The organism is Synechococcus sp. CS-197, from assembly GCF_025128215.1.
GTDB lineage: Bacteria > Cyanobacteriota > Cyanobacteriia > PCC-6307 > Cyanobiaceae > Synechococcus_C.
Window position 1 is genome coordinate 23,815 of sequence record NZ_JAHLZC010000011.1, and the last position, 15,525, is coordinate 39,339.

Sequence of the window (15,525 nt, forward strand, 5' to 3'; positions counted from 1 at the left end):
TGACCAAATGCAGTGATCATCAGCACTCCCTCGCAAACATCACCAGGCAGCGACTGCCGCGAGGCTTTCAGGGCTGCCTATGAGAACCGCTACACCTGGGACCCTGGCTTTTCCGGTTACAGCGGGCGTTGCATCTGGCAACAGGGAGACCGCAGCGTCGAGGGACGCTTCGAGGTTGGTGCCGATCTGAAGGCCAAGGTGACTGGTATTGATGATGCGGAAGTGGAAAAGGCGATGGCGTCCCAGCTCTGGGAAGTGGCCATTCACAGGGTTCGACGATCCTTCGATCAGGTGCACGGCGACAACACATTCACCGCGGGCTCAACGACCGATGAAGGTCTCGAAGTTCTGATCGGTGGCAAGGGGGAAGGAGACCGCTACCGCATCAAAGACCGGGTCGTGACCATGGTTCATCGCCATATCCACGGCACCGTGGTCACCATCCACACCGGCAGCACAACCGACACAGGATCCGGATATCTCAGCCGCACTTACACCAGTCAGTACGCAGACCCATCCACTGGCGAAGCCCGTGGTGGACTGAGCCGTTTTGAAGACACCTTTGTGCCACTGGAGAACAAAGGTCCCTGGATTCTTGAGCAACGGGTGATCAGCACCGATGCCCAGGGCGACTCGCCAGCCAGCACGCAGACGTTCCGCTTTCTCGACTGCTCCAGCCTTTGATGTCTGCTCTGATCGCCGCCCTGGCGAGTCTCAGCCTCGCGGACATCAGTTCGTTTGTCTGGGGACCCGCAACCCTCGTGCTCATCGCTGGAACGGGGCTCTATCTCATGGTGGGCCTGCAAGGCATGCCGCTGCGTCGTTTGGGATTCGCCCTGAAGGCGATGGTGGCGTCCATTGGATCGGGGAAGACGTCGGATCAATCTGAGGACGGGGAGGTGAATGCCTTCCAGGGACTGATGACAGCACTCGCTGCAACGATCGGCACGGGAAACGTGGCAGGAGTCGCAGCGGCGATTGGGGCCGGTGGGCCGGGTGCCGTGTTCTGGATGTGGATCGCTGCACTCCTCGGTGTCGCCACCAAATACGCCGAGTGCATGGTGGCGGTGCAGTATCGCGAGATCGATGCCCTGAACACCGTTGTCGGAGGCCCGATGTACGCCATCCGCAATGGTCTCGGTCGCCGGTGGGGCTGGCTGGGAGTCGTTTTCGCCTTGTTTGGCACCCTGGCTGGATTTGGAATCGGCAATGGGGTTCAAGCCCATGAACTTGCAAGCGTTCTCAGCAGCTACGGCGTTCCGCCCCTGGCGACAGGAATCGGCATGGCACTGATCACCTTTGTGGTGATCGTGGGTGGAATCCGCCGCATCGGTCGCGTGGCCGGTGTGGTGGTGCCGGTGATGGCTGGGTTTTATGTGATCAGCGCCCTGGTGATTCTTCTTTTGCACATCAGCGAGATCCCAGCGGCACTTCAGCTGATTGTGCAAGATGCCTTCACAGGCAGGGCAGCAGCGGGAGGGGCCGTGGGCCTGGTGATCCAGAAAGGTATCGCACGAGGTGTGTTCTCCAATGAAGCTGGCCTCGGCACAGCTCCGATCGCACAGGCATCAGCACGTCCTGGAGACCCGGTGCTTCAGGGTGCCGTGGCCATGCTGGGAACTGTGATCGACACGCTGATTATTTGCACAATGACGGCGCTCGTGATTGTGATCAGTGGTCGCTATCTAGACAGTGAACAAGGTGTGATGTTGACCAAAAGCGCATTTGATTGGGCCCTGCCTGGAAGCGGCCATCTCGTGAGCTTTGCCACCGTCACGTTTACGGCTACCACCATTCTCGGCTGGAGCTTCTACAGCGAACGCTGTCTCGAATTCCTTGCGGGTGTGCGACCGATTCGCTGGTTCCGCCTGATCTGGGTGGCGGTGGTCGTGATTGGAGCCACCGCCAGCTTCGATGTTGTTTGGTTGATTGCCGACATCCTCAATGGATTGATGGCTATTCCCAATCTTCTGTCTTTGCTGCTTCTCTCCCCAGTGATCTTCAAGCTCACCAGGGATTACAACTTCAACCGTTCTCAGGCAGAGGAGTGACGTTTTTCAGACGATCATTCAGCTGCATCGCCATGGTCTGACGTCCGACGGCCAGAACCTTGAGGGTGTCTTCATGCATCCTCAACTGTGCGTCGGCCACTTGCATCCCCCTGACAAGCTCCTTGAGTTCGTCGGGCAAGGCATTGAGGTCATAACGCTTGCCTTCAAAGGTCAGAACGGGGTTGTCGTTCGGAGTAGTAGTCATCGCTGCTCTGGAAAATTCAGTCGAAACTTACGTAACTTAGCGCTGCCGATCACGAATCATCTGTCGTTCACACAGTTCGCGATAACGGCCGTTTTGCTGCATTAAGGCGTCATGGGTTCCCTGCTCGATGATCGAGCCATTCTCGAGAACAACGATCCGGTCGGCCTCCTGCACCGTTGCCAGTCGATGGGCGATCACTAGAACTGTGCGGCCGCGCATGGCCTGACGAAGCCCAACCTGTACAGCCGCTTCCGCTTCAGCATCCAGCGCACTGGTGGCTTCATCGAGGAGCATCACCGCGGGATCTCCAAGAACGGCGCGGGCGATGGCAATGCGCTGGAGCTGTCCCCCGGACACATTGGTTCCCCTCTCCTCCAGATGGGTCGCGTATCCCTGCGGGAGCTTGATGATGAAATCATGCGCATTGGCCAAACGGGCCGCTTCCATGACCTGCTCCTGGCTCGCTGCTCGACCGAAGCGAATCGCTTCAGCAATGGTTCCTGAAAACACGCTGCTCCGTTGCGGAACGAGAGCCACCTGCTGACGCAGGTCCCGAGCCTTGACCAGGGCGAGATTCTTGCCATCGAGCAAAACCTCACCCCGCTGTGCCGTGTTGAAGCGCAGCACCAATGAAAACAGTGTGCTCTTGCCAGCCCCCGATGGCCCCACCAAAGCGACAACAGTTCCCGCGTCAATCGTGAGGTTCAGGTCATGCAGAACGGGTTGATCGGGGCGATAACCGAACTGAACATGTTTGAAGACGAGATCACCACGCAAGCGGTCAAGAGCAAGAGCAGGGTTGGGATCGGCCGGTTCAGACGGCTCCTTCTCAATCGCCCGCAAACGGCGCAACGAAGCCTGGCCCTGCTGAAACTCGTTGTAGTTCGTGGTGAGGTGGGCAATGGGATCGATCAGCACCACTAAACCGGTCACGTAACTGGTCAGCCCTTTGCTGTCGAGATCTCCATTGCTCAGCCTGTAAGCCGCAAGCACGAGAACCACCGCAATACCCAGAACCTCGATGATGCCGACGACCGGATGTTGGAGAGCGACCAGCCGGTATGTGTTGTAGCGGGCCCGCCTGTGCTGATCGATCTCTTGTTCGAAGCGGCCCTGCAACCAAGGTTCGGCCGCGAAAGCGCGAACAAGAGGCAAGCCCTCAATCGCCTCACCCAGAAGTCCGGCCAACTCACTCACCTTTTTCTGACTGCGTTCAGTGGCGGCCATGACCCTTCCACCGAACAGACTGATCAACCACACGATCAACGGCGCCAGCAGAAGGATCGCGAGGGTGAGTTTCCAGTCGAGCCAAAGCATGTAGCCGAGCACAGCCACAAGCTGAAGGGCACTGGGGATCGTGTCGTGGAGAGTTTTGTAGATGACTTCGCTGACGCGGTCGGCGTCTTCAGTCAGGCGATAGGTGAGGTCCCCAGCGGAAAGCTTCTCGAGGGCACCGAGTTCCACCTGCTGCAGCTGCCGAAAGAGATCCCTGCGCAGGCTCTGGCTCACCTGCAGTGCCGGACCAGCCAGCAGAGAGTCTTGGGCGAATTGAGCAAGCTTCTGCAGCAGAAACACCACCAGAACCAGGCCGATCACCGGAAGCACAACCGCGAGATCGCCAGAGCCGAGAGCAGGAATCAGGCGTCCAACCAGATCCATCAGCAGCGGCCAGCTGCCGACGAAGAGGATCATGCTGATGGCCCCCCAAAGCAGCTGGATGGAGTGCGGGCGCAGAAGAGGAAGAAGTCTGCGGAATCCGGCTTCGGAAGGGTTCAGCATCAGTGCACACTATCAATGGCATCTGGACGAACTGCCGCAATGAAGCTCGATCAATTCCTCAAATGGCAGGGATGGGTTGCCACTGGCGGGGAAGCCAAGCTGCGCATCCGTGATGGGCAGGTGCAGGTCAACGGCAGTGTGGAATCCAGGCGAGGACGGCAACTGATGGCTGGAGATCGTGTTGAACTCGGTGGAGAAAGCGCCACTGTTCCCGAAAATCCTCAGGCTGGGCCGTAAGTTGGCTGCTGCTGAGCAGCAGAGGAAGCAAGCGTGCGCAAACCGGTGATCGCAGGAAACTGGAAGATGCACATGACCTGTGCCCAGACCCGGGATTGGATGGGCACCTTCCTACCCCTTATCTCCGAGACCCCGGATGACCGCCACTTGGTAATCGCTCCACCGTTTACGGCGATCAGCACGCTTGCGGATGTTGGAGCTGGCAGTCGGGTTGAAATCTCCAGCCAGAATGTTCACTGGGAAGGGCATGGGGCTTACACGGGTGAAATCTCGCCGGCCATGCTTCAAGAGCACGGCGTGCGCTACGCCATCGTTGGCCACAGCGAGCCACGCAAATACTTCAGCGAAAGCGACGAACAGATCAATCATCGGGCCCGTTCAGCACAGGCGCACGACTTGATTCCCATCGTCTGCGTCGGCGAAAGCGATGAGCAGCGCAGCCGCGGTGAAGCGGAACGGGTGATCCGTCGACAGGTGGAGCAGGGCCTGGAAGGTCTCGACCCGCAACGCCTGGTTGTGGCCTACGAACCGATCTGGGCCATCGGTACAGGAAAAACCTGTGAATCGGCGGAGGCGAATCGGATCTGTGGATTGATCCGCAGCTGGGTTGGTTCACCTGATCTGATCATTCAATACGGAGGATCGGTGAAGCCAGCCAACATCGATGAGCTCATGGGCATGAGCGACATTGATGGTGTGCTGGTTGGAGGCGCTTCGCTCGATCCAGAAGGTTTCGCCAGGATCGCGAATTACAAAAAAGGCTGATCCAACGATGCGCCATCCCACCTGCTGGGGCCGCAGACCAGCTGTCATGGGGGTGATCAACCTCACACCCGATTCCTTCAGCGATGGAGGACAGTTCAACAGTGCCAAGCAGGCCAGAAAAGAGGCTGATCGGCAGATCAACGATGGTGCCGACGTGCTCGATCTCGGTGCCCAGAGCACTCGACCTGGGGCCGAAGAAGTGGGAGAGGAGGAGGAGCTCAAACGTCTGATCCCGTGCCTCCAAGCCATCAGACGCGACCATCCCGATGTGATCATTTCTGTGGACACCTTTCTCGCTGCTGTGGCCACAGCAGCGCTTGAAGCAGGTGCTGACTGGATCAACGACGTGAGTGGAGGCCGGCGCGATGCAGGCATGCTTCCTTTGATCGCGGACGCGGGCTGTCCTTACGTGCTGATGCACAGCAGGGGAGACAGCGCTTCGATGGACACCTGCACCAATTACGGCAGCGAGGGTGTGGTGAACGCAGTCCGACGAGAACTGCGGGAGAGCACCGAGCGGGCCTTGAGGCAAGGAGTGAAAGCAACGCAACTCATCTGGGATCCAGGCTTGGGATTTGCCAAAGACAATGAACAAAACCTTGAACTGATTCGCCAGCTCGAAGAATTCCAACGGGATGGCATTCCCCTGCTGCTGGGGCCCTCTCGAAAACGTTTCATCGGCGCGGTTCTAAACCAGCCACGACCCAAAGCACGCATCTGGGGTACCGCAGCGGTCTGTGCCCGTGCCCAGGCTGCAGGCGTTCATGTGTTGCGGGTTCATGATGTCGGTCCAATCCATCAGGTGGTGAGCATGGGCGAAGCCGTGGCTCGGAACACCTGATTGGCTCCGCTAGAACAGAGCTCCTTTCGAGTTTCAGACACCCATGACAGCGGAGCATGCGCTCACCCTTCTTTACGACGGCGGATGCCCACTTTGTGTGCGGGAGGTTGAGTTCCTACGCCGAAAAGATCAAGGCCAAACAATGCAGTTCGTAGACATTAATGCTGCTGATTATTGTCCTGAAACTTGGAGCGGGATCACTTACCGCCAGGCCATGGCCCGAATTCATGCCATCGATGCCGAGGGAACGGTTCTCAAAGATGTCGCTGTGTTTCGCGCTGCTTATCGCTTGATTGGTCTGGGCTGGATCTACGCACCAACCAAGTGGCCGCTCATTGGTCCGGTCATCGATGCCGTCTACACGGTTTGGGCCCGCTACCGACTGCTGATCACCAGACGACCTTCATTGGATCAGCTATGCAACGAACGTTGTGAACGAACCGGGGCATGAACCCCGGTTCGATTTGACGGCCCTCACGCTGCAGGAGTAACTCCTTCGATCCGATCCTCAACCTCCTGATAAAGCTCTTGGAGTTGTTGGATGTTTTCGTCAGACGTTTCCCAGTATCCGCGGCCATTAACCTCGAGGAGTGTACCGACGATACGCCGGAAACTGTGAGGATTCAACTCCAACAAACGCTTACGCATCTCCGGATCGTTGATGAACGTTTCGTTCGCTTCCTCATAGACGAAGTTATCAACAGCTCCACTGGTGGCACTCCATCCGAGGGTGAAGTTAAGACGCTTGGCCACTTCACGAACGCCCTCATAACCAGAATCGAGCATGCCTTCATACCACTTGGGGTTGAGGAGCTTGGTCCTTGAATCCAGGCGAATGGTCTCACTCAAAGAGCGCACCTGAGCATTGGCAGTTGTCGTGTCAGCGATGTAGCTGGTCGGAGCTTTGCCGTCGTCACGCAGACCCTTGATCAGTTTTGTTGGGTCACTATCGAAATAGTGGCTCACGTCCGTCAGTGAAATCTCTGCTGAGTCGAGGTTCTGGAACGTGACATCAGCTGTTTTCATCACATTTTCAAAGACGTCACGCTTCTGATTCATCTCGCCAGGATTGTCTGCGTTGAATGCAAACGTTTTCCTGGAAAGATACATCTCCTGCAACTCACCTTCTTCTTCCCAGGTGCTGTTTTCAACAGCAAGGTTGACATTCGAGCTGTAACTTCCGCTGGCATTCGAGAAGACCCTGCAAGCAGCATCTCGGAGTGACGTGCCTTCCTTCTCAGCTTGCTCCAAAGCATGGCGACGGACAAAATTCTGCTCAAGAGGCTCATCAGCCTCAGCAGCCATCTTCACAGCCTGGTCGATCAACGCCATCTGATTGATGAACAGATCACGGAAAACACCGGAACAGTTCACCACCACATCAATCCGAGGGCGACCCAACTCTTCAAGGGGAATCAACTCAAGCTTGTTGACCCTGCCCACGGAATCAGGCATTGGCTTGACACCAACGAACCAGAGAATCTGCGCAAGAGATTCACCATAGGTTTTGATGTTATCCGTACCCCAAAGAACACAGGCAATCGTTTCTGGCCACGTGCCCTGTTCTTCGCGCTGACGCTCAATCAGCTTATCGACCACACCTTTTGCTGCTGCAACAGCTGCACGGGTTGGGATGGCCTGAGGATCAAGGGCATGGATGTTCTTACCGCTGGGAAGAACACCTGGGTTACGGATTGGATCACCACCAGGCCCCGGAAGCACATATTCACCGTCGAGAGCCTTCAGCAGACTTTCCATCTCCATATCGGCACAGATCTGTCCCAGACAGAAGCGCAAATAGGCGAAAAGCTTGTCGAGTTCTGTGGAATCAATGCTGGTGAAGCCGGCTGCACAACAGGCTCTCAACCAGGGGGTCGGCAGCTTGAAGCCGAACTTGGTCAGCAGATCAAGAAGCCATCCGAAATTACCGCGCATATTCACTCGACCATCGAGCCCTGTGAGGGAGCGAACCATCGAGCCAATCGCAGCACGCGATGTTTCGGTGATCGTTCGGTTCAGCTCGACATCGGAGAGAACACCTTCATCATTTCCCCGATAGATGTCCTCGATGCTGCGCCCCATCGCTTCGGCCAACAGTCCTGGCAGTGAGCGAAGGCCATCTTCCTCACGCTCCAGCGCAGCGATATTCACAAGGGTGGCCACCGCTTCTTCGGCGGTGGGGGGCTTGCCGATGGTGTGAAGACCGCAGGGAAGCAGGCGGCTCTCAATCTCCATCAACTGGCGATAAACAGCACCAACAAGAGCATCCCGACCTTCAAGCTCAAGGGATGCCGCATCCTCCTCAGGAAGATCAACATCTTTATCGAGGTTGCACTGACGGGCCGTTTCAACAATCGTGTTCACGATCTGCACGCCGCGACCGCCTTCACGCAGTTGCTGATAAGAGCCAACCAGCTCGCCAAGTTCCTTGAGGCCTTTATATAAACCAGCGTTTTCAGCTGGCGGCGTGAGGTAGCTGATCGTGGAGGCATAGCCCCGACGCTTGGCGATCGTGGCCTCAGAAGGGTTGTTTGCCGCGTAGTAATAGAGATTCGGCAGAGACCCGATCAATGAATCCGGATAACAGGTTTCACTCATGCCCATCTGCTTACCGGGCATGAACTCGAGCGAACCATGGGTCCCGAAATGGAGCACAGCATCAGCGCCCCAAACCTTCTCGAGATAGGTGTAGTAGGCAGCGAAGCCATGGTGAGGACTCGCACTGCGGGAGTAAAGCAGGCGCATCGGATCGCCTTCGTAACCGAATGTGGGCTGCACCCCCACAAACACGTTGCCGAAGTGACGGCCGTAAATCAGCAGGTTCTGCCCGTCGCTGTTCAGATTTCCGGGAGGCTTGCCCCAGTTCTCTTCCAAACGCTCGGAGTAAGGAGTGAGCCGCTCATACTCCTCAACACTCATGCGGTGGGCGATTGAAAGCTCCGGTGCCCCCTGCATGGCTTCAGGGTCATTGATCACCGCTTCCATCAGGGTTTTGGAATCACGCGGTAGATCCTGAATGTCATATCCCTTCGCCTTCATCTCTTCGAGAACGCGATGAATGGATCCGAACACGTTGAGATACGCGGCGGTTCCAACATTTCCCTTGTCTGGAGGAAAGCTGAACACAGTGATCGCCAGTTTCTTCTGCTGACGCGGCTTGATGCGCAGAGATGACCAGCGGATCGCCCGTTCAGCGATGGCGTCAACCCGATCTTGGAGGGTGTGGGCCTTGCCGGTTGCATCATCACGGCCGGAAAGAACAATGGGCTCGATGGCACCATCCAGCTCAGGAATCGCGATCTGCAAGGCCACCTGCACGGGGTGGAGGCCAAGATCACTCTCCTCCCACTCTTGCGTGGTCTGGAAGACCAACGGCAACGCCACCATGTAGGGACGGTTGAGCTTTTTGAGCGACTCAATCGCCTTCGGGTGATCTTGGCGGGCCGGACCACCAACCAGGGCGAAGCCAGTCAGCGACACAATGCCGTCGACCAAAGGCTGCTCTTGGTTGAGGGGGTCATAGAAAAAGGCGTTGACCGGCTTGGAGAAATCGAGACCACCGCAGAAGATCGGAATCACTCTTGCGCCCCGAAACTCAAGTTCCTGGATGACGGCGACGTAGTGCGCGTCATCGCCGGTCACGATGTGACTGCGCTGCAACACCAAACCGATCACCGGTCCCTTGCGGGCCTCATCAGACAGATCAGGCCGGCTCGAGGTCCAGTTGAGGTATTCCTTGAGGTCCTCAAACATCGTGGGGGCCAGGGGATGCCAGATGCCCAGATCGGGGAACACCTCGGGCTCCGCCACCTCCATGACCGGACGCTCCTCGCCCTCAGCTGCTGGGAAGACGTACTTGTCGGCCAGCATCAGCAGGAAATTCCTGAGGTTTTCGGGCGTACCTCCCAACCAGTACTGAAAACTGAGCATGAAGCTGCGTGCATCCTGCGCCTTCTCCACGGGGAGGTATTTGAGGACCGTCGGAAGCGTGTTGAGGAGCTTGAGCATGGCGTCCTGAAAACCAGCACCACCGGCTTCCTTCCGCTTTTTCATGAAGCCGGCAATGGCGCTCTTGCTCTGCCCAAGCTGCGCCATTGAAAAGGAGCCAAGCTTGTTGAGGCGCATCACCTCTGGCATCGAGGGGAAGACCACAGCAGCCTTGAGTCGATCGCGATGGGGAGCGACAGCCTCAACCACTTTCTGCGCTAGGTCCTCAATGAAAATGAGGGAGGCGATGAACACATCGGCCTCGCTGACATCACGCTTGAAATTCTCGTAGTTGTCGGGATCGCGGAGTTCCTCGATCAGATATCCACAAAGGTCGATGCCCAGATCTCCCTCCGCAGCATTCAATGCGGTGGCGGCCTGGGTCAGTGCGTTCTGGTACTGGGGCTCAAGAACCACGTACACCGCCTTCATGACGGACTTGTGGTTTTGACCCTCCACAGGAGCAACGCGACGATCAGCGGAGCGGACCTGTGTGAACATCTGCACTCTTTGAGCAATGTGAAGAACATTACGGTGAGGTGAGCTCGCGGTGCGAGTGTTTAAGCGCTGGTGTTACAAGTCGCCCTCGAGCCCATAGGCTCAAGCCAGTGATTGCAGTGCCATGAGTTCAGCGGCGGGTGGATCGATCCCGGTGGTGGTCACCGGAGCCCTCGGAAGGATGGGTGCTGAAGTGATCCGTGCCGTCCAAGCCGCGGAAGACTGTCGTCTCGTGGGTGCTGTGGACACCACGCCCGGCACCGAGGGGCAGGATGTGGGCGAGCAGCTTGGGCTCGGCCCCCTCGATGTGGCCGTGACCGCTGATTTGGAAGGGTGCCTGTGTGCCTGCAGCCAAGCCGTTCGCGATGACGGTCGAGGCCAGGGAGCCGTGATGGTGGACTTCACGCATCCCTCGGTTGTCTACGCCAATACCCGCGCAGCGATTGCCTATGGCGTGCACCCCGTGATTGGCACGACTGGGCTCTCACCGCAGCAAATGAATGACTTGAGCGACTTCGCGCGCAAAGCATCCATCGGCGGCGCTGTGATCCCCAATTTTTCGGTGGGTATGGTTTTGCTGCAGCAGGCTGCTGCTGCTGCGGCACGTTTTTATGACCATGCCGAGCTCACGGAGCTTCATCACAACCGCAAGGCCGATGCACCCAGCGGTACGTGCATCAAAACGGCTGAACTCATGGAGGAGCTCGGCAAAACCTTCAACCCTGAAGAGGTCGAAGAGCATGAATCCCTGGAAGGGAGCCGCGGTGGTCGCCGCCCCAGCGGACTCCGCCTCCATTCCCTCCGCCTGCCGGGTTTGGTCGCGCACCAGGAGGTGATGTTTGGAGCACCAGGCGAAACGTATACCCTGCGCCACGACACGATCGATCGCTCGGCTTACATGCCAGGGGTTCTGTTGTGTGTGCGTCGGGTGCGTCAACTCGAAGGGCTGGTGTACGGCCTGGAACGCTTGATCTGATCGACGATGCTTCTGCCTCTGCGACCGGGAGAACTGCAGCGTCTGATTCCGGCAGTCGCCACGGGAACGCAGTTCAAAGCAACTCTTGGCAACCCCCGCAAAATCCTTCAGCGCTTGCTGATCTCAGGGATTGGCGGAGTTATCACCCTTCTTATCAGCCAAAGCCTGTCGTTCAACCGCTGGGGGTCGGTCTGGCTGATCGCAGGGGTGGTCCTTCTCCTCTACATCCTCTGGGGGCCCATTATTGAAGCGGGGCGCCGCAATGCTGAGCTGCGTCGCTACCCGGCAGCGGCTCTCTTCGAAGGCGAAGTTGCGGAGGCGTTCACCGAGGAACGCGTGGAGAACCAGCGTGAACAGGCCGATGCCAATGGACGCCTTGAACTGGTTGAAAGCAGACGAACCTGGATGGTCCTCGAGCTTGCCGATGAGGATGGTTATCTCGGAAGGATCAGCTTCCCGATGACCAAGTCCCACGGCCTGATCCGGGCAGGACTGGTGATCAGATGCATCGTGCTCAGTGATCGCAAGGATTTCAGTCGCTTGGGTGCGCTCTCGGATGCCTGGTTGCCCGAGGTCCGTCTCTGGATTGGCGACTACCCGTTCTTGCTGAGGCCTGCATTCGAAGACCTTTGCCGACTGCGCCTACGCCGATGAGCTGGCAGCTGAAATCAGAAGTTCTGAAAAGATGCGTTACGCTATGTAAAGACGCCTGAGACACATGTCTGAAGTACCTGCCAACGCTCCTGTCATTCGCGGCGCCACTGTGACCACCGAAGACGGCGGTCGTTTGAATGCGTTTGCCACTGAGCCCAGAATGGAAGTGGTGGACACCGAAAGTGGTTGGGGCTTTCACGAGCGCGCCGAAAAGCTGAACGGACGCATGGCCATGCTCGGCTTCATTGCTCTGCTTGCAACTGAGCTCGCCCTCGGCGGCGAAGCCTTCACCCGCGGCCTTCTGGGCATCGGCTGATTCCTTGCCAGTTCCGATGGCAACGGACCGGATTCTGATCGTGGGAGCCGGTCCTACCGGTTCCCTTCTCGCTTTGGGTCTTGCCCAACAGGGCTTTCAAGTCTTGTTGATCGATCAACAAGCGCGTCCTGATCTTGTTGAACGGAGCCGGGCCTATGCCCTGACCCATTCCTCGAGACGTTTGTTGCAACGTCTCAATCTCTGGGAACAACTCCACCAATTTTCCTCTCCCTTCGACTCTCTTCGCCTCGACGACAGAGTTCTGGGATTAACGGCCTGGTTCCGCCGCGGTGATCTCAGAAGCGGTAATCGAAGGTTTGAATCAATCGGCTGGATCCTGGATCACAAGCCGCTGATGGCGGAACTCCTGGATCAGTTGGACTCCAACGCGTTGGTTGAGCTTCATTTCAACGCTGATGAAGTCAGCTGCCGCCACTTTCAGCAACAGGCTGATTGGATTGTCGCCGCTGATGGTGCTTATTCAACACTGCGGAAATCCAGAGCCATGACTTTCTGGACGCATGCCTATCAACAGGGGTGCATGACCGCCAAGGTCTCCCTCGAAGGTGCGCAGGAACGCTGCGCCTACGAATTGTTCCGGGCTGAAGGACCCATGGCTGTCTTGCCCCTCGGAGGCAGCGATTATCAGGTGGTTTGGAGTGCACCTCTTCAGCACTGCCGCCAACGGACGCAGCTTCAACCGCAACAACTGCTGCAGCAACTGGCAGCGATCCTTCCTTCGGGGCTCCGTCCAACAGCTCTTTTGGATCGACCTGGGGCATTCCCCCTGGAACTCAGCCTCGCACCCCGACTCAACAGTTCGAATCTGCTGTTGGTGGGTGAGTCAGGCCATCGCTGCCACCCCGTTGGTGGACAGGGTTTGAACCTCTGCTGGCGCGATGTGAGCGATCTGCTCGATCTCACGGCATCGAAAAGGATCAATGGTTCCCTGCCAGCGCATCTGGGGCGCCTCTACAGCTGGCGACGGCTCACGGATCTAATCGGTGTGTTGATCTCCACAGACCTTCTGATCCGCCTGTTCTCCAATCGTCAGCCGCTGATGCTGCCGATGCGGTTTCTGATCATCAAGCTCCTAGCGCACGCACGGTGGATTCGTCGCATCAGCCTGTCGGCCATGACGGATGGTCCTGGCACATTGTGGTCCCGCTTGCCAGAGTATGAGCAAAGGATTGCCCGCCATGGTGATCAGCAGCGATCCCCAACCCCAGCCGAGCCCCGCTCTACTCAGTTTTCTTCAGCAAAAAATGGGGCTGAGTGACAACGCAATCAATCTGGGACTGCGCCAAGCAGCCCTGGAGCAGGCTCCTCTCCCTGTGGTGCTTTGGAGCTTCGGCCTGCTCAACCTCAACCAATATCAGGATGTTCTGAACTGGCAATACCAGCACGAGTGAGCGATCACCCGTAAATAATGAGGGATTCCACTGGAACCCCCTCAGGCAGTTTCGCCCGGCCAGCAAGATCCGCGAGTTCGATCACGAATCCACACCCCACAAGCTCTCCGCCGGCCTTGGTCACCAATTCAGCCGATGCCGAGGCCGTGCCACCGGTCGCCAGCAGGTCGTCCACAAGCAACACCTTCGGGTGATCAGACAGAGCATCAGCGTGGATCTCCAATCGATCACTGCCGTACTCCAAGGTGTAGTCGATACCGATCACCTCTCCAGGCAATTTGCCTGGCTTTCGAACCGGCACGAACCCCTTGCCTAATTGCGTTGCCAGCGCAGTTCCAACGATGAACCCCCTGGATTCGATGCCCACGATCAGATCCGGTTGCCATCGATCACACACAGCAACCAGGCGTTGGATCACCTCATGCCAACCAGCGGGGTCCCGAAGCAGGGGGGTGATGTCACGGAACAGGATTCCAGGCTTCGGAAAGTCGGGAATATCGCGAACGTACTGACGAAGATCCAAGAGGTGGTGACGGAAAGGCCTCAACCCTGGCATCATCGCAGCCATGACCGATGTTTCAGTTCCGGCGGTGTCCGATCCGTCTCAACCCGAAGCCGTTCTGGGCCGACGGGCTCTCGAGCGCCTGGATCTTCTGTTGCTGACCTTGGAGTCCCTGGATCTCAATGGTGGGGAATCCACGCTGTGGGCAACCCGTCAACTGGGGTTTGAGACGGTCTTTCCCAATCGCGTCGAACTCTGGAAGCGACGTTGCCACAACCCCCTGAGGCGATCACCACGCCGTGGATCCCTCGCAGCTGTTGAAACGGAAGCCCTGATCCGTATTCTCTGCACCATGGCGGATCGGCTCTACCCGTTCCTCCATCAACTGCTGTCGAGCAGGGAACCTGCAGAGCTCACAGACCAACGCTGGGCCCTGCTGAATCAGCGCCTTAAAGACCTGATTGAAGAGCGTATGAACCTTCGCAGGGGAGCGATTCAGCGCCTTCTTGATGGTCAACAGGCCATGCCCCTGCAGCGCCAACTCGTGCTCACCCTGGCCCTCGCGGCCGGTCCTGGTGGAGTCGATCGGCTCCGCGCCAGCCTTCTCGATCCGACCCCCTGATGGTGATGCTGAAACAGTCCTTTCGCTACGACCAATCCGCCGCACGCTTGGAGGTTGAAGGTCTTCCAGACTTTTCCGCCGACCATGGCAGCAACGCGATCGGCATTCTCTCCAGTTGGCGACTCACCATGATTGGCCACTCGGAAATGCAAGGCAAGCGGGAGCACCTCGAAGCTCTCATGGCTGCAGTCATCCCGTATGCCCGTCTTCGACTCTCGGGGGTGTCCAGAGCGCAAGGGCAGGATGGGGATCCGGTGCGAATTCTCCCTCTCGAGCAAGGGCATCAACTGGAATTGGTCAGCAGCCGCAGTGACGTTCCTCCCCTAACGCTGCAACTCGATGATGCGGATCTTGCCGACCTGGTGCGCTGTCTCGATGCCCTGCGTCACGACGCAAGAGTGCGTATCGAGTGGCCTGCGATCAGCCATGTCCCCCTGCCGAAACGGGATTTGGCAGAACGAACACCGCTGGTTCAACGCTTGGCAGCACCGGTGCTGGGCACCGGCACCTTTTTGATTCTCGGACTGGTCGGCCTGCTTGTGCCGCTCCCCAATCCTGAACCCACCCAGACCACCTCTCCGGTCGAACAGCAGGACGAGCGACGGGAACCACCGATTAGCAATCCTTCACAAGCTGATTGAGAGCATTGACCTCAGCGCAGAGGTCCTCAGAATGATCCA

At 57.8% G+C, this 15,525-nt stretch carries 17 protein-coding genes; 13 read left to right on the plus strand and 4 right to left on the minus strand.

All coding sequences use genetic code 11. The features are described from left to right. The first annotated feature begins 12 nt into the window (after positions 1 to 12). The gene (locus KQ296_RS04100) at positions 13 to 684 is read left to right on the plus strand and encodes a DUF3386 domain-containing protein (RefSeq protein WP_011933334.1); all 672 of its coding nucleotides are present in this window, start codon (positions 13 to 15) and stop codon (positions 682 to 684) included. Next, positions 684 to 2,051 (plus strand): sodium:alanine symporter family protein, encoded by a 1,368-nt coding sequence (locus tag KQ296_RS04105; protein ID WP_011933335.1) that lies wholly within the window; start codon positions 684 to 686, stop codon positions 2,049 to 2,051. The genes KQ296_RS04100 and KQ296_RS04105 overlap by 1 nt, the downstream gene beginning before the upstream one ends. Here KQ296_RS04105 and KQ296_RS04110 read toward each other — a convergent pair. Continuing rightward, positions 2,026 to 2,256: a DUF6447 family protein gene (locus tag KQ296_RS04110; protein ID WP_011933336.1), complete on the minus strand. Its 231-nt coding sequence runs from the start codon at positions 2,254 to 2,256 to the stop codon at positions 2,026 to 2,028. The two genes, KQ296_RS04105 and KQ296_RS04110, sit on opposite strands and share 26 nt — an antisense overlap. Before the next feature lie 36 nt (positions 2,257 to 2,292). After that, a complete protein-coding gene (locus KQ296_RS04115) occupies positions 2,293 to 4,035 on the minus strand; it encodes an ABC transporter ATP-binding protein (protein ID WP_011933337.1) in 1,743 nt (580 codons plus the stop codon). Positions 4,036 to 4,050: 15 nt separating this feature from the next. On the opposite strand from KQ296_RS04115, the gene KQ296_RS04120 reads away from it, so the two are divergent. Genes KQ296_RS04120 through KQ296_RS04135 form a run of 4 tightly spaced genes read left to right on the plus strand, consistent with a single transcriptional unit; the run spans position 4,051 to position 6,329 of the window. Continuing rightward, a complete protein-coding gene (locus KQ296_RS04120) occupies positions 4,051 to 4,272 on the plus strand; it encodes an RNA-binding S4 domain-containing protein (RefSeq protein ID WP_041428527.1) in 222 nt (73 codons plus the stop codon). Between the two features lie 33 nt (positions 4,273 to 4,305). Further along, the gene (tpiA, locus tag KQ296_RS04125; protein WP_011933339.1) at positions 4,306 to 5,037 is read left to right on the plus strand and encodes a triose-phosphate isomerase; all 732 of its coding nucleotides are present in this window, start codon (positions 4,306 to 4,308) and stop codon (positions 5,035 to 5,037) included. 7 nt (positions 5,038 to 5,044) lie between these two features. Beyond that, entirely contained in the window at positions 5,045 to 5,878 is an 834-nt protein-coding gene (folP, locus tag KQ296_RS04130; RefSeq protein ID WP_011933340.1) for a dihydropteroate synthase, read from the plus strand. Between the two features lie 43 nt (positions 5,879 to 5,921). Continuing rightward, on the plus strand, positions 5,922 to 6,329 hold the full coding sequence (locus tag KQ296_RS04135) for a thiol-disulfide oxidoreductase DCC family protein (RefSeq protein WP_011933341.1): 408 nt from the start codon (positions 5,922 to 5,924) through the stop codon (positions 6,327 to 6,329). Positions 6,330 to 6,352: 23 nt separating this feature from the next. Here KQ296_RS04135 and KQ296_RS04140 read toward each other — a convergent pair whose 3' ends face one another. Continuing rightward, positions 6,353 to 10,366 (minus strand): magnesium chelatase subunit H, encoded by a 4,014-nt coding sequence (locus KQ296_RS04140; RefSeq protein WP_011933342.1) that lies wholly within the window; start codon positions 10,364 to 10,366, stop codon positions 6,353 to 6,355. Positions 10,367 to 10,487: 121 nt separating this feature from the next. Between KQ296_RS04140 and dapB the strand changes: the two genes are divergently transcribed. The 5 genes from dapB to KQ296_RS04165 all read left to right on the plus strand — a co-directional run bounded on the left by dapB (position 10,488) and on the right by KQ296_RS04165 (position 13,721). Continuing rightward, entirely contained in the window at positions 10,488 to 11,339 is an 852-nt protein-coding gene (gene dapB, locus KQ296_RS04145) for a 4-hydroxy-tetrahydrodipicolinate reductase (RefSeq protein WP_011933343.1), read from the plus strand. Positions 11,340 to 11,345: 6 nt separating this feature from the next. Continuing rightward, positions 11,346 to 11,993 (plus strand): hypothetical protein, encoded by a 648-nt coding sequence (locus KQ296_RS04150; RefSeq protein ID WP_011933344.1) that lies wholly within the window; start codon positions 11,346 to 11,348, stop codon positions 11,991 to 11,993. Between the two features lie 64 nt (positions 11,994 to 12,057). Continuing rightward, positions 12,058 to 12,309 (plus strand): hypothetical protein, encoded by a 252-nt coding sequence (locus KQ296_RS04155; RefSeq protein WP_011933345.1) that lies wholly within the window; start codon positions 12,058 to 12,060, stop codon positions 12,307 to 12,309. 16 nt (positions 12,310 to 12,325) lie between these two features. Further along, a complete protein-coding gene (locus KQ296_RS04160) occupies positions 12,326 to 13,588 on the plus strand; it encodes an FAD-dependent monooxygenase (RefSeq protein WP_011933346.1) in 1,263 nt (420 codons plus the stop codon). After that, complete coding sequence (locus tag KQ296_RS04165; RefSeq protein ID WP_041428529.1) at positions 13,509 to 13,721, plus strand: DUF2949 domain-containing protein; 213 nt, start codon at positions 13,509 to 13,511, stop codon at positions 13,719 to 13,721. The genes KQ296_RS04160 and KQ296_RS04165 overlap by 80 nt, the downstream gene beginning before the upstream one ends. Before the next feature lie 4 nt (positions 13,722 to 13,725). Here KQ296_RS04165 and KQ296_RS04170 read toward each other — a convergent pair whose 3' ends face one another. Beyond that, on the minus strand, positions 13,726 to 14,289 hold the full coding sequence (locus KQ296_RS04170) for an adenine phosphoribosyltransferase (RefSeq protein ID WP_259726360.1): 564 nt from the start codon (positions 14,287 to 14,289) through the stop codon (positions 13,726 to 13,728). Here KQ296_RS04170 and KQ296_RS04175 point away from each other — a divergent pair. Further along, positions 14,288 to 14,845: a DUF3038 domain-containing protein gene (locus KQ296_RS04175; RefSeq protein ID WP_011933349.1), complete on the plus strand. Its 558-nt coding sequence runs from the start codon at positions 14,288 to 14,290 to the stop codon at positions 14,843 to 14,845. The two genes, KQ296_RS04170 and KQ296_RS04175, sit on opposite strands and share 2 nt — an antisense overlap. Positions 14,846 to 14,850: 5 nt before the next feature. Then, complete coding sequence (locus KQ296_RS04180; protein ID WP_011933350.1) at positions 14,851 to 15,486, plus strand: DUF4335 domain-containing protein; 636 nt, start codon at positions 14,851 to 14,853, stop codon at positions 15,484 to 15,486. The last annotated feature ends 39 nt before the right edge of the window (positions 15,487 to 15,525 follow it).

What these genes read in the sequence shown, in the direction of transcription:
- KQ296_RS04105 (WP_011933335.1), top strand. Translation starts at nt 684, where the DNA reads ATGTCTGCTCTGATCGCCGCCCTGGCGAGTCTCAGCCTCGCGGACATC.
- KQ296_RS04110 (WP_011933336.1), bottom strand. Translation starts at nt 2,256, where the DNA reads ATGACTACTACTCCGAACGACAACCCCGTTCTGACCTTTGAAGGCAAG.
- KQ296_RS04115 (WP_011933337.1), bottom strand. Translation starts at nt 4,035, where the DNA reads ATGCTGAACCCTTCCGAAGCCGGATTCCGCAGACTTCTTCCTCTTCTG.
- KQ296_RS04120 (WP_041428527.1), top strand. Translation starts at nt 4,051, where the DNA reads ATGGCATCTGGACGAACTGCCGCAATGAAGCTCGATCAATTCCTCAAA.
- folP (WP_011933340.1), top strand. Translation starts at nt 5,045, where the DNA reads ATGCGCCATCCCACCTGCTGGGGCCGCAGACCAGCTGTCATGGGGGTG.
- KQ296_RS04135 (WP_011933341.1), top strand. Translation starts at nt 5,922, where the DNA reads ATGACAGCGGAGCATGCGCTCACCCTTCTTTACGACGGCGGATGCCCA.
- KQ296_RS04140 (WP_011933342.1), bottom strand. Translation starts at nt 10,366, where the DNA reads ATGTTCACACAGGTCCGCTCCGCTGATCGTCGCGTTGCTCCTGTGGAG.
- dapB (WP_011933343.1), top strand. Translation starts at nt 10,488, where the DNA reads ATGAGTTCAGCGGCGGGTGGATCGATCCCGGTGGTGGTCACCGGAGCC.
- KQ296_RS04150 (WP_011933344.1), top strand. Translation starts at nt 11,346, where the DNA reads ATGCTTCTGCCTCTGCGACCGGGAGAACTGCAGCGTCTGATTCCGGCA.
- KQ296_RS04155 (WP_011933345.1), top strand. Translation starts at nt 12,058, where the DNA reads ATGTCTGAAGTACCTGCCAACGCTCCTGTCATTCGCGGCGCCACTGTG.
- KQ296_RS04160 (WP_011933346.1), top strand. Translation starts at nt 12,326, where the DNA reads ATGGCAACGGACCGGATTCTGATCGTGGGAGCCGGTCCTACCGGTTCC.
- KQ296_RS04165 (WP_041428529.1), top strand. Translation starts at nt 13,509, where the DNA reads ATGGTGATCAGCAGCGATCCCCAACCCCAGCCGAGCCCCGCTCTACTC.
- KQ296_RS04175 (WP_011933349.1), top strand. Translation starts at nt 14,288, where the DNA reads ATGACCGATGTTTCAGTTCCGGCGGTGTCCGATCCGTCTCAACCCGAA.
- KQ296_RS04170 (WP_259726360.1), bottom strand. Translation starts at nt 14,289, where the DNA reads ATGGCTGCGATGATGCCAGGGTTGAGGCCTTTCCGTCACCACCTCTTG.
- KQ296_RS04180 (WP_011933350.1), top strand. Translation starts at nt 14,851, where the DNA reads ATGCTGAAACAGTCCTTTCGCTACGACCAATCCGCCGCACGCTTGGAG.